Genomic DNA, 13,366 nt, shown 5'->3' on the forward strand with positions numbered 1-13,366 from the left:
TATTAGCGTTTACCTGTTTTTCCGCGCCAGCAAGGCCAACCGACTGGTGCGCCCACGCCTGAACAAAAACCACCAAAATCAAGCAATTAGGAAAATTAATGCGGACTATTTAAAACTGTTTAATCACAACAATAAGCACATTATTCAAATTCAACTATTATTTATATTATGAATGATTTCGGAGGGACAGCGTGAATAATAATAATCCTTTAGAAAAACGCTTGAGTGAAACAGGCAGTGATACTAAACCGCAAATTTTTCGGACTTTACGCAATATTGATCTCAATTTACTGACGATTTTTGAGGCAGTTTATGTTCACAAGGGTATCGTTAATGCTGCGAAAATTCTGAATCTCACACCCTCTGCAATAAGCCAGTCTATTCAAAAATTACGGGCAATTTTTCCCGATCCGCTCTTTATTCGTAAAGGCCAGGGGGTAACCCCAACCGCCTATGCCACACATTTGCATGAATACATCAGCCAGGGACTGGAGTCCATTCTCGGCGCGCTGGATTTGACCGGCAGCTACGACAAGCAGCGAACCATTACCATCGGTACAACGCCCTCCATAGGCGCGCTGGTGATGCCGACGATCTACCAGGCCGTGAAGATGCATGCACCGCAACTGCTGCTGCGTAATATCCCGGTTAATGACGCCGAGACCCAGTTAAGTCAGTTTCAGACCGACCTTATCGTTGACAGCAACGCCTTCAACGCGCGCGCCTTAAGCCACCATCTACTCTTTACGGACAAGCTTTTACTGGTCTGCCGTAAAAATCATCCAGCATTACAGCAGGCCGCCACGGTTGAAAATCTGCAGCACTATGAACAAACGCTGCTGTTGATGGAAGGGCAAAACCTGAACGGGCTGAGACAACGTATTAACGACATTTTTCCGGAACGGCTGGTGAATTTCACCAGTTACAATATTTTTACCATTGCAGCTCTGATCGGCAGTAGCGATCTGATAGGTATCATCCCGGAGCGCCTGTTTAACCTGGCAGGAGACTGCTGGCCGCTGGAGCAGATCCCCTTCGCCCCTCTGAACGCTGAGGCCGTTGAAATCTCACTGTATTACAACAAGCTGAGCCTGCGCGATCCGGTGCTGGAAAATCTGATTAACGTCATCCGCCAGACCTTTTGAGCCAGGGTCATCCTTCGCACAACTGGGTTAAGCCGCACAAAAGGCTCAAAACAACAACTATTTTACAATTTGGCGACCGGGCAGGCTGCTTTATCGTCCGTATCAATGATATACTGCCTGTCGTTCGTTCAAAAATAGTTGATAAATACAACATTCCCTTGAATTGAAACGCTTTCCTTCGATTTTCGCAACTGGAAGACGCACGCTATGAGTAAACCCATTGTGATGGAACGCGGTGTTAAATACCGCGATGCCGATAAAATGGCCCTAATCCCGGTTAAAAACGTGGCTACGGAGCGCGAAGCGCTGTTAAGAAAACCGGCATGGATGAAAATCAAACTTCCGGCGGACTCTTCGCGTATTCAGGGAATCAAAGCGGCGATGCGCAAAAATGGCCTGCACTCCGTTTGCGAAGAAGCCTCCTGTCCGAACCTGGCCGAATGTTTCAACCACGGCACCGCGACCTTTATGATCCTCGGCGCAATCTGTACTCGCCGTTGCCCGTTCTGTGACGTTGCTCATGGCCGTCCTGTCGCCCCGGACGCCAATGAACCGCAGAAACTTGCACAGACCATTGCCGATATGGCACTGCGCTATGTGGTTATCACCTCCGTTGACCGCGACGATCTGCGCGACGGCGGTGCTCAGCACTTTGCTGACTGTATCACTGCTATCCGTGAAAAAAGCCCGTCTATTAAGATTGAGACGCTGGTACCGGACTTCCGTGGCCGTATGGATCGTGCGCTGGAAATTCTTAACGCCAACCCACCAGATGTGTTTAACCACAACCTGGAAAACGTACCACGCCTCTATCGTCAGGTTCGTCCGGGTGCGGATTATAACTGGTCACTGAAGCTGCTGGAGCGCTTTAAAGAAGCCCATCCTGATATCCCGACAAAATCGGGTCTGATGGTTGGTCTGGGTGAAACCAACGAAGAGATCGTCGAAGTGATGCGCGATTTGCGTCGCCATGGTGTCACCATGCTGACGCTGGGCCAGTATCTGCAGCCAAGCCGTCACCACCTGCCGGTGCAGCGCTACGTGAGCCCTGAAGAGTTTGACGAAATGAAAGCCGAAGCGATGGCGATGGGCTTTACCCATGCTGCCTGCGGTCCGTTTGTTCGTTCGTCTTACCACGCCGATATGCAGGCGAAAGGCGAAGAAGTGAAGTAAACCCGTCACAAAAGCTTACAGTTCATCCATAAAAAAACCGGCGTACAGGCCGGTTTTTTTTATCGCAAGCCATAAGGCATTGACGTTACTCTTTGTGCGAGAGCTTCCCGGCAGCAATATCCGCGTCGGCACCGTTTTTCGCCGTTGCGTCATCGTCGTTCATCGCCTTTTTAAAGCCTTTGATGGCAGCGCCCAGGTCTCCGCCCAGCGTACGTAATTTTTTGGTACCAAACAGCAGGACAACCAGTGCGGCTACCACCAGCAGTTTGGTAATACTAATCTCACCCATAGATACCTTCTTGACGTAAACAGGCTGCATTTCGCGCCCTAAAAACCCGACCTTATTAACGGTCATTTGACGCCCGCACACAATAGCAATCTGTAACAAGGTGAATCAAGCGTTGTTTAAAAAACTCACAATAATTGCGGCGGCGCGAAGCGTCGGTTACGCAGGACCGGCAACTGCTGGCGCGCCTGGGCTATACGTTCCGGGACGATCTCAGCCAGCAGCAGTGCCTGCCCCTCGGCTGCAGCCGCAATTGTCACCCCCAGCGGATCGATAATGCGGCTCTGGCCGATGTTCTTATTGCCGCACTCCCCTGCCGCGACTACATAGCAGGTGGTGTCCAGCGCCCGGGCCGCCAGCAGCGTGGACCAGTGATGCTCCTTAAGCGGGCCTCTGACCCATGCCGCAGGCAGGATCAGCACCTCTGCCCCCGCAAGCGCCAGATTTAAGGCCATCTCAGGGAAGCGTAAATCGTAGCAGGTCATCAGCCCCAGATGGATGCCGTCGATCTCAATCAGCGGCGGCACAACCGAGCCCGGATCAACCAGCCTGGATTCCTGAATATTGAACGCATCGTAAAGATGGAGTTTAGCGTACTGCTCAACGATCCTGCCTCCGCGCAGGGCAACCAGGGTGTTAATTGCCCTGCCCACGGTTGAAGGAACATGCACCGTGAGCACCGTGGTCAGACGGTTACGCGCGCTCTCCTGGAGCAGCATCGTCAAAAAGCTCCCGTCGAGCGGTTGGGCCGACTTCACGGAGAGATCGGGATCGTTGTCGTCACGTGCCAGCAACGCCTCGGGCAGAACCAGCAGCGATGCCCCCTGCTCTGCCGCCTGAGCCATCAGTGAAACGCAGGTACTGGCATTTTTTTGCCAGTCCGCTGTTACTGCAAATTGTCCAACCGCAACGTACATATTTTCCCCCTGCATCAAACGGCGTTACACTCATAGCCCTTACACATCAAACAGCAGGTATTGTTCGTGTTTCAACTACTTTTAGCCGTTTTTATCGGTGGGGGCACAGGAAGCGTGGCGCGCTGGCTGTTAAGCATGCGGTTTAATCCCCTGCATCAGCAGATCCCGTTCGGCACCCTTGCAGCCAATCTTACTGGCGCATTTATTATTGGCCTGGGGCTGGCATGGTTCAACAGAATGACCCATATTGACCCTGTCTGGAAAGTATTGATCACGACCGGGTTCTGCGGCGGGCTGACAACATTCTCGACCTTCTCGGCGGAAGTGGTGTTTCTGTTGCAGGATGGTCGCGCGGCGTGGGCGCTGCTGAATATTGCAGTCAATCTGCTGGGTTCGCTAATGATGACCGCGCTCGCATTCTGGTTAATTTCTGCGGTGAATGCGCATTAAAAAAGCAAACTTAATGTTGGCTTAATTTTTGTCTGGCACCCTTGAAGCAGTTGACTGAGAGGGCGCGGAAATGAAAGAGAGAATGGCAAGCACAGGATTGATGATACTGAGCGTAATGATTGTCGCCAGCTTTCTGAAACTGTACATGTTCAGCTAAGCAGAAACGAAAAAAACCCGCTCAATGAGCGGGTTTTGAAACTCTTGCTGTCTCGTCTGAATTACAGAGCGATTACGTTAGCAGCAGAAGGGCCTTTGGCACCGTTAGTGATTTCAAACTCAACGCGCTGACCTTCAGCCAGAGTTTTGAAACCATTGCTCTGGATTGCAGAGAAGTGTACGAACACGTCTTTGCTGCCATCTTCCGGAGTAATGAAACCGAATCCTTTGGACTCATTAAACCACTTAACGTTACCTTTAATCTTAGACATCAAAATTACCTTTACATGAAAATTGGACACAAATGCTGTGTCGGGTATCAGTACAACAATTGTGAGCGGTTTTGTCCAGCGCCTTTTTGAAGAAAAGTGACAAAAGTCGCGTTAATTTTTGCTCCCAAATTTTTATCCTTTACTATTCAACAGCTGGCTATTAAATCACCACTACGTAAAGTTTTTTCAGTCAAAACTGAAAGCGCATCCAGGCGAAGTAAACGTTGCCGTTATTATAGGTGCCGGGAATGTAGGTCATCTGAAAGGTTGCCGGGCCATACCCTATGGACGCCAACGGCAGAACCAGTGGAACGGGAATATAGTTCCAGTTATCGCGCGCCGTCACGGCGGCAGTAAACCCGAGTCCCAGATGGAAGCTGTCATCAGCCAGGGGCCGCCAGGTTTTTTCCCAACCGTAGCCCGCAATGGGCTCCCATTTATTGTACGAATCTTTAAACGCCATTGCGTAAAGTCCATGCCAGTTTCCTTTATCATCCCAGCGCGACTGACCAAAACCCGCCCCCCACGGACGCTCGTTGTAGCGGTCGGTCTTCTCTTTGTCGTACGCGAAGCGGGCGTGCCAGGTGATGGTGGGAACATAGAGATCGACATGCTGGGGTGCTTCCCAGGTTTCAATCATATCGTTGTGGATGGTTTTGACCCAGGCTCTCAGAGGAGGTACGTCTTTAGCCATTGCCGCAGTTGTAAAAGTTAACTGAGCAAGAATAAACAAAAAAGTAAGTAAAGGCTTATAAAAAAATGTCACGTTCAAATTACCACTTTATATTCTACGCGTGTTCTCGCATAGAATAGTTGAATAGGAACCTGACGGCATTGGCGTTTATCTTAATTATTTCAGCTCACGAATAAGAATACTCCTGGTAAAATAACGAGCGCCCTAAAATAATTCAGACACGATTAAGAAAATTTAATGTGGATGCAATAACTTATACAGCCCGACAATAATTCATATCACGTATCGCAGCCGCTACCCATGCCGCCGCGCATCGCAGCGGCACTACGCTGTATCGTCCCGGAACGGCTTCCTCCGTCAACCGCTCAACCCTGAGGGTGACGATGTTCATCTTATGGTCGCGCTCACGCCGGTTATTCAATTCGTATCAGCTTAAACTGTGAAAAAGGTAATATATCCATCATCTTAAGCACATCTTAAATATATTGTAAGATCGCCCATAGCGTTAGATACATTATGATTAACGCGACGGCTGAATATTATTTAGCTTACGATTAACCCTGTGTGCAGGTTTATTTCTGCCGTAGAGATCCCCTCCGGGCAACAACATCCTTTCTACGGTGTTGTCACAGAGGCAGACGAATGCGCCAGAGGCCATTTTGACGGATACAGCGGTCATACGCCTGCACACATAACAGGACCAACCAGCGAAGATAAATAGCGCAGCAGCAGCAAAATCGGGAAGAACGCCTCTTTAGTAGGCGATTTATTGATTTTGGTCAGCGAGCCCGGTCCATTATTTCGGCACATTTTGTCACCTTATTTTCATTGCTATTTATCCTTTCGCTCTGGGGCGTCGGGAAACAGAGGAACCCATGCTAACGTTTATCGAACTCCTGATAGGGGTGATTGTCATTGTCGGCGTCGCACGCTACATCATCAAAGGCTATTCCGCTACCGGGGTGCTGTTTGTCGGTGGTCTTACTCTGCTGATCGTCAGCGCCCTGATGGGCCATAAGGTGCTGCCTTCCAGCGCGACCAGCACGGGTTATACGGCGACCGACATTATTGAATACATCAAAATCCTGCTGATGAGCCGCGGTGGCGATTTGGGGATGATGATCATGATGCTCTGCGGGTTTGCTGCCTATATGACCCACATCGGCGCCAACGATATGGTCGTTAAGCTGGCCTCGACGCCGCTGAGCTACATCAACTCTCCATACCTGCTGATGATTGCCGCCTATTTCGTCGCCTGCCTGATGTCGCTGGCCGTATCGTCGGCGACGGGCCTCGGCGTGCTGCTGATGGCCACGCTGTTCCCGGTGATGGTCAATGTGGGAATTAGCCGCGGCGCGGCGGCGGCCATTTGTGCCTCGCCGGCGGCGATTATTCTCTCTCCTACTTCCGGTGACGTGGTGCTGGCAGCCAAAGCCGCAGAGATGCCGCTGATCGATTTCGCCTTTAAAACGACCTTGCCTATTTCAATCGCCGCCATTATCGGTATGGCGGTTGCGCACTTCTTCTGGCAGCGCTACCTCGATAAAAAAGAGAACATTTCGCATGAACGCCTCGACGTCAGTGAAATCACCACCACTGCCCCGTCCTTCTATGCCATTCTGCCGTTTACGCCCATTATCGGCGTGCTGATTTTCGACGGTAAATGGGGTCCGGAGCTGCACATCATTACCATTCTGGTGCTCTGCATGCTGATTGCCGCGGTGCTGGAATTTGTTCGCGGCTTCAACACCCAAAAGGTCTTTAGCGGTCTGGAAGTGGCCTATCGCGGGATGGCGGATGCCTTCGCTGGCGTGGTGATGCTACTGGTGGCGGCCGGTGTCTTTGCCCAGGGGCTGAGCACCATCGGCTTTATCCAGAGCCTGATCTCCATCGCCACCTCGTTCGGCTCGGCGAGTATCATCCTGATGATGGTGCTGGTGGTTCTGACGATGCTGGCGGCCATGACTACCGGCTCGGGTAACGCGCCGTTCTATGCCTTTGTGGAGATGATCCCGAAACTGGCGCACTCGTCCGGTATTAACCCGGCCTACCTTACTATCCCGATGCTCCAGGCGTCTAACCTGGGCCGGACCATCTCCCCGGTCTCCGGTGTGGTGGTAGCCGTTGCCGGGATGGCAAAAATCTCGCCGTTTGAAGTGGTAAAACGCACTTCGGTTCCGGTGCTGGTTGGGCTGGTTATCGTGATTATTGCTACAGAAGTGCTGGTGCCAGGCACCGCCGCGGGTTAAGCCACCCCGCAGCATAAAGCGCCTGCGGGCGCTTTTTGTGCTTTAATAACTCCCAGCAATATTTTGCCTTCAACCATCAGGACCAGACATGTTCAGAAAGGATTTCGTTTTGCCTGTCAGCCTAACCGCAGTTGCGCTGTGCGCTTTCCCGTCGCTGGCAGCCCCGCTTCAGGCGACGCAATATGCGGATTTTGATCGCTACGTACTGGCGCTCTCATGGCAGTCTGGTTTTTGCCAGAGCCTGCATGACCGCAACCGCGTGGCGCCGGATGAGTGCCGCCTGCAAAAAGAGCGAGACGACAAAACGACTATCCTCACCGTGCATGGTTTGTGGCCGGGCTTACCGAAATCCATCGCCGCCCGGGGCGTCGACGATCGCCGCTGGATGCGCTATGGCTGCGCCACCCGTCCCATCCCCAATATGCCGGAGGCAAAAGCCAGCCGTAAATGTGACGCCGCAGAGACCGGCTTATCGCTGACCGGTGCCGCAAAGCTGAACGAGGTGATGCCCGGCGCAGGCGGCAATTCCTGTCTTGAGCGTTACGAGTATGCCAAACATGGCGTCTGCTTCGGCTTTGATCCCGACGCCTATTTCGGCACCATGGTACGAATGAATCAGGAAGTGAAAACCAGCCCGCTGGGGCAGTTCCTGGCGGCCAACTACGGTAAAGCCGTCACCCGCAGCGCTTTTGATGCCGCGGTTGCCAGAAGCTGGGGACCCACAACGGTAAAAGCCGTCAAGCTCAGCTGCAGCGGTAACCCGGCTTATCTCACAGAGGTACAGCTTTCGCTCACCGCGGCCAGCATTAACGCCCCGCTGACCACTGCCTCATTTGTCCCGCAGCCGCATCCGGGCAACTGTGGCAAACAGTTTGTGATCGACAAAATCGGCTATTGAGAGCTTACCCTTTCCGCGCGTCCGGACGGACCAGGTCGAAGCGGTGTTCTTCGCTAATGGCGAAGTACGCCGACGGGCCACCAGCACGCAGCACCGGCTGCGCCTTTGCCGTCTGATAAATACCGTCATGCAGCAGGCTTTCATCAATGTGGATCCCCACCACTTCTCCCAGCACCAGCCAGGTATCGACCGGAGCGCCGCTGGCGGCAGTCAGCTGGATGCACTGCGACAGTCGGCATTCAAAATTAACCGGACTTTCAGCAACGCGCGGCACCTTCACCACCCGGCTCTCCGCTTTGGTTAACCCGGCACGCAAAAATTCATCCTCTCCGTGCGGCAGGCTGGCCGAAGTCTCATTCATGGCGCTGGCCAGCTTACGGGTAGTGAGATTCCAGACAAACTCCCCGGTCTCAACGATATTACGCACGCTGTCTTTCCAGCCGGTGCTGGCAAAACCGATGATGGGTGGATGGTAATTAAAGCAGTTGAAGAAGCTGTAGGGCGCCAGATTGGGGCGTCCTTCAGGATCGTTTGAGGCAATCCAGCCAATCGGGCGTGGCCCCACAATAGCGTTTAACGGATCGTGCGGCAGGCCGTGCCCCTGGGAAGGTTGATAAAAGTACATAGCGCTCTCTGAGAGGTTCGGAATGTATACCGGCAGGCACGGATTACGCTTCGCTCATCCCCCTGCCCCAAGAGGATCAGCGTAACGCAATCCGTATGAAATGAAGAATGAATATGTGTCGTTTATCAATGTTTATCAGCGGCACTCACTTTGTGAGGGCGCATAAAAAGGATAATGCAAATCCGGGAACGATCCTCTTTTTTGACCAAAATTCATACTATCGAAGCAGTTGTTCATGCAGAAACCAATCCACGCCATGAATGTGACAGCCATCACTTCAAACCCGGACGCAGACTCAGTATTATCAGTCATAGTTCAACCCTCGCTACCGGATGGCGAGGGTTTTCTTTTGGCATCTTCTGCGGTTGTCGCAGCATTAACGACATGGAGTAAATAATGTCCAGACCTACCATTATCATTAACGAGCTCGATGCTGAACGTATCGACCGCCTGCTGGAGCAACCGGCCTTTGCATCGCTGCCCGTCGCAGATGCCCTGAATGCTGAACTGGATCGCGCCCAGATGTGTGCTCCGCAAGACATGCCCTCTGACGTAGTGACCATGAACAGCCAGGTGAAGTTTCGCGATCTGACTACCGGTGAAGTACGCACCCGCACGCTGGTCTATCCGGCGCAGATGACCGACAGCAGCACGCAGCTGTCGGTGCTGGCGCCTGTGGGGGCAGCGTTGATTGGCCTGCGTACCGGCGACACCATCCACTGGGAACTGCCGGGCGGTACCGCCACGCATCTGGAGGTGCTGGAACTGCTCTGGCAGCCTGAAGCGGCGGGCGAATACCTGCGCTAATCCCATCTGAATAAGCGTGAAGGCGCTTTACCCAGAGGATGCCCGGGCATCCTCTTTCCGTCCCCCGTCGTTATAAGAGTGTGCCGCCCGGCACCGGATTAACCAGCCCCGTCACCCGATCTTTTGCCGCTTCCGCACTTTGCACGCCGGGCACCAGAATAATTTTCCGGCAATCCTCCTGACGCTTCTCAAAGATCTCATAGCCGCGGGCCGCCTCTTCAAAGGGCATATAGTGGGTAACAATCTCTTCGGGTTTCAGCAATCCCTTCTCAATTAATGGCAACAGCTCGCCAAGCCAGGCGTGGACGTTGGTCTGGCCCATTTTGAAGGTAAGCCCTTTGTCGAAGGCATCGCCAAACAGAAAACCGTGAATAAAACCGGCATACACGCCCGGCACGCTGACAATCCCGCCGCGTCGCACTGCCGCAATACACTGCCGCAGGGCTTTACCGCTGCTGCCTTCGAGTTTCAGGTTGGTCAGTACGGTTTCCGTCGTGCTCCCTTTCGCCTCAAACCCTACCGCGTCGATCACCGCATCCACGCCGCGATGGCCGGCGGTCTGTTCGATGATCTTCTCTGCAGGGTCTTCGTCACGGTCAAAGTTGATGGGAATGGCACCGTAACGCATCTCGGCGAAACGCAGCCGGTAGTCGTGGTGATCGACAATGAAAAGCTGTTCAGCGCCCAGATAGCGTGCGCAGGCAAGCGTCAGAAGCCCCACCGGCCCGGCGCCGAACACCGCGACGCTGCTGCCCTGGGTGATCTGCGCGTTTTTGGCCGCCTGCCAGGCGGTGGGCAGAATGTCCGAGAGGAACAGCGCCTTATCATCTGACAGCACTGGCGGCACTTTAAAGGGACCGACATTGCCTTTAGGCACACGGACATACTCCGCCTGGCCGCCGGGCACACCGCCATAAAGATGGCTGTAACCAAACAGCGCCGCCGGGGCCGGGATCTGTTTTTTATTCAGGGCCGCGCCCTGTCCGGTATTGGTGCTTTCGCAGGCGGCATACTGCTGCATGCGGCAGAAGAAGCAGTCGCCACAGGCAATGACAAAGGGGATCACTACCCGGTCGCCCTTGCTCAGATTTTTTACCTCGCGCCCGGTCTCTACCACTTCGCCCATAAACTCATGGCCAAAGATATCGCCATGCTTCACTTTGGGTATCTTCCCGCGGTAGAGATGCAAATCCGAACCGCAGATCGCGGTGGCGGTGATGCGCAGAATAATATCGTCAGCCTGCTCAATGGCCGGATCGGGTACCGTTTCAACTTTAACGCTGTGTGGGCCGTGATACGTCAATGCTTTCATTGGACCTCCGGTTTAAAAGAAAAAATGCGGGTTTACCTTAAAAGGGTAGCCATCGCCGGGGATATACCGGTGAAATGAGCGGCTTTGGGAATAATCCTGGCAGGTAAGCGATACGGCCAGAGGGAAACAAACGGGACGATATTTAAAAGTGTTTGTGAGCTATCAGAATTTATTTATATTTTGTGTTTGAATGGATTAAGCGTAGATAAACAGGGAGAAACGGTTATGTACCAGACGATTATTATGCCGGTGGATGTTTTTGAGATGGAATTGAGCGACAAGGCGATTCGCCACGCTGAATTCCTGGCGCAGCAGGATGGCATCATTCATTTACTGCATGTTTTACCGGGCTCGGCCACCTTCGGTTTGCATCGCTTCGCCGCTGATATGCGACGCTTCGAAGAGCATCTCGAACAGGAAGCGCAAGCCCGGCTGAAGAGCATGATCGGCCACTTCAGTATCGATCCTTCACGGATCAGAACCCATGTCTGTTTTGGTAATGTGCGTGACGTGGTCAATGAGATGGCCAGCGAGCTTAAAGCCGATATCGTGGTGATCGGGTCGCGTAACCCGTCCATTTCCACCCATCTGCTAGGGTCGAACGCCTCCAGCGTTATCCGCCACGCCTGGCTTCCGGTGCTGGTCGTGAGATAAAAAAAGAGGCTACCCCAGGGTAGCCTCTTTGCATTGCAGGTGTTGTCTTACGTTCTTATGCTGTTTTGGTACGAATCAGATGATCAAAAGCACTCAGTGACGCTTTCGCCCCTTCGCCGGTGGCGATGATGATCTGTTTGTACGGCACGGTGGTGCAGTCGCCCGCCGCAAAGACACCCTTCACGCTGGTTTCGCACTTCGCGTCGATAATGATCTCGCCCATACGGTTGCGCTCAATCGCGCCTTCCAGCCAGGTGGTGTTCGGCAGCAGACCAATCTGCACGAAGATCCCCGACAGTGCCACGCTGTGCACGTCGCCGGTCACGCGATCGCGGTATTCAATGCCTGTGACTTTGCTGCCATCACCTTTAACTTCGGTGGTCTGGGCATTCAGAATAATATCGACGTTATTCAGGCTGCGTACTTTATTCTGCAGAACCTGATCGGCCTTCATCTCCGGCGCGAATTCCAGCAGCGTGACATGCTCAACGATACCGGCCAGGTCGATTGCCGCTTCCACACCCGAGTTACCGCCGCCAATTACCGCTACACGCTTACCTTTAAACAGCGGGCCGTCGCAGTGCGGGCAGTAGGTGACGCCTTTGGTGCGGTACTGATCTTCGCCAGGCACGTTCATGTTGCGCCATTTGGCGCCGGTGGCAATGATCACGCTGCGCGCTTTTAACACCGCCCCAGACGCGGTTTCAATCTGATGGAAGCCGCCTTCCTGCGCCGCAGGTACCAGTTTGCTGGCGCTCTGGCTGTCGATCACATCCACTTCATAGTCGCTGACGTGCGCTTTCAGGGCACCCGCCAGTTTCTGGCCTTCGGTCTTAGGCACGGAGATATAGTTTTCGATATCCACCGTATCCAGTACCTGCCCACCGAAGCGTTCGCCCATCAGACCGGTGCGAATACCTTTACGGGCGGAGTAGACCGCTGCTGCCGCGCCTGCCGGGCCGGAGCCCACGATCAGCACGTCGTAAGCATCGCGCTTGTTCAGCTCTTCAGCCGCACGTTTTTCGGCACCCGTGTCCACTTTTGCCACGATTTCAGCCAGCGTCATTCGACCCTGACCAAACTCTTTACCGTTCACAAATACCGCCGGCACACCCATCACGTTGCGATCGGTGATTTCGTTCTGGAACACGCCGCCGTCAATCGCGGTGTGCTTGATGCGTGGGTTCAGCACCGCCATCAGGTTCAGTGCCTGCACCACGTCCGGGCAGTTATGGCATGAGAGCGAGTAATAGGTTTCAAATTCAAAATCACCGTCCAGGTCACGGATCTGCTCCAGCAGCGCCTGCGCCTCTTTCGACGGATGCCCACCGGTCCACAGCAGCGCCAGCACCAGTGAGGTAAATTCGTGCCCCAGCGGGGAACCGGCAAAGCGCGGACCCTGGCTGGAGCCCGGGTTCGTGATGAGGAAGGACGGCTTACGTACTGCCAGCCCATTATCTTCTTTGAAAGTGACCTTCTCAGACAGTTCGGCGATTTCCGCCAGCAGTTCCTTGATTTCTGCCGATTTAGCGCTGTCGTCCAGCGTGGCAATCAGCTCAACAGGTTTGGTCAGCTTCTCAAGATAGGCTTTGAGCTGGGTTTTCATGTTTGTGTCGAGCATTGTTCATCTCCTGCTTAAAAAACATCATCATGCAAGCGGCCTTATCCGGGCTGCCTGAATGCAACTTGCATCATGGTGTTGGGGAATAACGGGTGCGATGCACCCGT

At 53.5% G+C, this 13,366-nt stretch carries 15 protein-coding genes; 7 read left to right on the top strand and 8 right to left on the bottom strand.

Translation table 11 applies throughout. The annotated features are described in order from the left end of the window. Window positions 1-191: 191 nt before the first annotated feature. Together MXM41_RS10630 and lipA are read left to right on the top strand one after the other, a co-directional pair. Window positions 192-1,145: a YbeF family transcriptional regulator gene (locus MXM41_RS10630; RefSeq protein WP_325931851.1), complete on the top strand. Its 954-nt coding sequence runs from the start codon at window positions 192-194 to the stop codon at window positions 1,143-1,145. 207 nt (window positions 1,146-1,352) lie between these two features. Further along, on the top strand, window positions 1,353-2,318 hold the full coding sequence (gene lipA / locus MXM41_RS10635) for a lipoyl synthase (RefSeq protein WP_103178660.1): 966 nt from the start codon (window positions 1,353-1,355) through the stop codon (window positions 2,316-2,318). Window positions 2,319-2,403: 85 nt separating this feature from the next. On the opposite strand, the gene tatE is transcribed toward lipA, so the two are convergent. Together tatE and MXM41_RS10645 are read right to left on the bottom strand one after the other, a co-directional pair. Then, window positions 2,404-2,607: a twin-arginine translocase subunit TatE gene (gene tatE, locus MXM41_RS10640; protein WP_325931852.1), complete on the bottom strand. Its 204-nt coding sequence runs from the start codon at window positions 2,605-2,607 to the stop codon at window positions 2,404-2,406. Window positions 2,608-2,732: 125 nt separating this feature from the next. After that, complete coding sequence (locus tag MXM41_RS10645; RefSeq protein ID WP_325931853.1) at window positions 2,733-3,521, bottom strand: deaminated glutathione amidase; 789 nt, start codon at window positions 3,519-3,521, stop codon at window positions 2,733-2,735. A 66-nt stretch (window positions 3,522-3,587) separates the two neighbouring features. Here MXM41_RS10645 and crcB point away from each other — a divergent pair, with 66 nt between their 5' ends. Next, window positions 3,588-3,971 carry a fluoride efflux transporter CrcB gene (crcB, locus tag MXM41_RS10650; RefSeq protein ID WP_325931854.1) on the top strand — a complete coding sequence of 128 codons (384 nt, stop codon included), beginning with the start codon at window positions 3,588-3,590 and terminating at the stop codon, window positions 3,969-3,971. Window positions 3,972-4,189: 218 nt separating this feature from the next. On the opposite strand, the gene cspE is transcribed toward crcB, so the two are convergent. The 3 genes from cspE to MXM41_RS10665 form a co-directional block, all read right to left on the bottom strand. Further along, on the bottom strand, window positions 4,190-4,399 hold the full coding sequence (cspE, locus tag MXM41_RS10655) for a transcription antiterminator/RNA stability regulator CspE (protein ID WP_002439184.1): 210 nt from the start codon (window positions 4,397-4,399) through the stop codon (window positions 4,190-4,192). A 190-nt stretch (window positions 4,400-4,589) separates the two neighbouring features. Continuing rightward, window positions 4,590-5,165 (bottom strand): lipid IV(A) palmitoyltransferase PagP, encoded by a 576-nt coding sequence (pagP, locus tag MXM41_RS10660; RefSeq protein ID WP_418936781.1) that lies wholly within the window; start codon window positions 5,163-5,165, stop codon window positions 4,590-4,592. 603 nt (window positions 5,166-5,768) lie between these two features. Next, entirely contained in the window at window positions 5,769-5,903 is a 135-nt protein-coding gene (locus MXM41_RS10665) for a hypothetical protein (protein WP_325931855.1), read from the bottom strand. Window positions 5,904-5,968: 65 nt separating this feature from the next. Between MXM41_RS10665 and dcuC the strand changes: the two genes are divergently transcribed. Together dcuC and rna are read left to right on the top strand one after the other, a co-directional pair. Beyond that, a complete protein-coding gene (gene dcuC / locus MXM41_RS10670) occupies window positions 5,969-7,342 on the top strand; it encodes an anaerobic C4-dicarboxylate transporter DcuC (RefSeq protein WP_325931856.1) in 1,374 nt (457 codons plus the stop codon). Between the two features lie 88 nt (window positions 7,343-7,430). Beyond that, entirely contained in the window at window positions 7,431-8,240 is an 810-nt protein-coding gene (gene rna, locus MXM41_RS10675) for a ribonuclease I (RefSeq protein WP_325931857.1), read from the top strand. A 4-nt stretch (window positions 8,241-8,244) separates the two neighbouring features. Here rna and MXM41_RS10680 read toward each other — a convergent pair whose 3' ends face one another. Next, on the bottom strand, window positions 8,245-8,865 hold the full coding sequence (locus MXM41_RS10680) for a flavin reductase family protein (RefSeq protein ID WP_325931858.1): 621 nt from the start codon (window positions 8,863-8,865) through the stop codon (window positions 8,245-8,247). Between the two features lie 396 nt (window positions 8,866-9,261). Between MXM41_RS10680 and rnk the strand changes: the two genes are divergently transcribed. Continuing rightward, window positions 9,262-9,672: a nucleoside diphosphate kinase regulator gene (gene rnk, locus MXM41_RS10685; RefSeq protein WP_103178653.1), complete on the top strand. Its 411-nt coding sequence runs from the start codon at window positions 9,262-9,264 to the stop codon at window positions 9,670-9,672. Window positions 9,673-9,742: 70 nt separating this feature from the next. On the opposite strand, the gene MXM41_RS10690 is transcribed toward rnk, so the two are convergent. Next, window positions 9,743-10,984 carry a zinc-dependent alcohol dehydrogenase gene (locus MXM41_RS10690; protein ID WP_325931859.1) on the bottom strand — a complete coding sequence of 414 codons (1,242 nt, stop codon included), beginning with the start codon at window positions 10,982-10,984 and terminating at the stop codon, window positions 9,743-9,745. A gap of 225 nt (window positions 10,985-11,209) precedes the next feature. Here MXM41_RS10690 and uspG point away from each other — a divergent pair, with 225 nt between their 5' ends. Next, window positions 11,210-11,638 carry a universal stress protein UspG gene (gene uspG / locus MXM41_RS10695; RefSeq protein ID WP_325931860.1) on the top strand — a complete coding sequence of 143 codons (429 nt, stop codon included), beginning with the start codon at window positions 11,210-11,212 and terminating at the stop codon, window positions 11,636-11,638. Between the two features lie 55 nt (window positions 11,639-11,693). On the opposite strand, the gene ahpF is transcribed toward uspG, so the two are convergent. Then, window positions 11,694-13,259 carry an alkyl hydroperoxide reductase subunit F gene (gene ahpF, locus MXM41_RS10700; protein WP_325931861.1) on the bottom strand — a complete coding sequence of 522 codons (1,566 nt, stop codon included), beginning with the start codon at window positions 13,257-13,259 and terminating at the stop codon, window positions 11,694-11,696. Window positions 13,260-13,366: the final 107 nt, after the last annotated feature.

The sequence above is a fragment of the Leclercia adecarboxylata genome (assembly GCF_035787115.1).
Lineage (GTDB): Bacteria > Pseudomonadota > Gammaproteobacteria > Enterobacterales > Enterobacteriaceae > Enterobacter > Enterobacter adecarboxylatus_E.

What these genes read in the sequence shown, in the direction of transcription:
- lipA (WP_103178660.1), top strand. Translation starts at nt 1,353, where the DNA reads ATGAGTAAACCCATTGTGATGGAACGCGGTGTTAAATACCGCGATGCC.
- tatE (WP_325931852.1), bottom strand. Translation starts at nt 2,607, where the DNA reads ATGGGTGAGATTAGTATTACCAAACTGCTGGTGGTAGCCGCACTGGTT.
- MXM41_RS10645 (WP_325931853.1), bottom strand. Translation starts at nt 3,521, where the DNA reads ATGTACGTTGCGGTTGGACAATTTGCAGTAACAGCGGACTGGCAAAAA.
- cspE (WP_002439184.1), bottom strand. Translation starts at nt 4,399, where the DNA reads ATGTCTAAGATTAAAGGTAACGTTAAGTGGTTTAATGAGTCCAAAGGA.
- MXM41_RS10665 (WP_325931855.1), bottom strand. Translation starts at nt 5,903, where the DNA reads ATGTGCCGAAATAATGGACCGGGCTCGCTGACCAAAATCAATAAATCG.
- dcuC (WP_325931856.1), top strand. Translation starts at nt 5,969, where the DNA reads ATGCTAACGTTTATCGAACTCCTGATAGGGGTGATTGTCATTGTCGGC.
- rna (WP_325931857.1), top strand. Translation starts at nt 7,431, where the DNA reads ATGTTCAGAAAGGATTTCGTTTTGCCTGTCAGCCTAACCGCAGTTGCG.
- MXM41_RS10680 (WP_325931858.1), bottom strand. Translation starts at nt 8,865, where the DNA reads ATGTACTTTTATCAACCTTCCCAGGGGCACGGCCTGCCGCACGATCCG.
- rnk (WP_103178653.1), top strand. Translation starts at nt 9,262, where the DNA reads ATGTCCAGACCTACCATTATCATTAACGAGCTCGATGCTGAACGTATC.
- MXM41_RS10690 (WP_325931859.1), bottom strand. Translation starts at nt 10,984, where the DNA reads ATGAAAGCATTGACGTATCACGGCCCACACAGCGTTAAAGTTGAAACG.
- uspG (WP_325931860.1), top strand. Translation starts at nt 11,210, where the DNA reads ATGTACCAGACGATTATTATGCCGGTGGATGTTTTTGAGATGGAATTG.
- ahpF (WP_325931861.1), bottom strand. Translation starts at nt 13,259, where the DNA reads ATGCTCGACACAAACATGAAAACCCAGCTCAAAGCCTATCTTGAGAAG.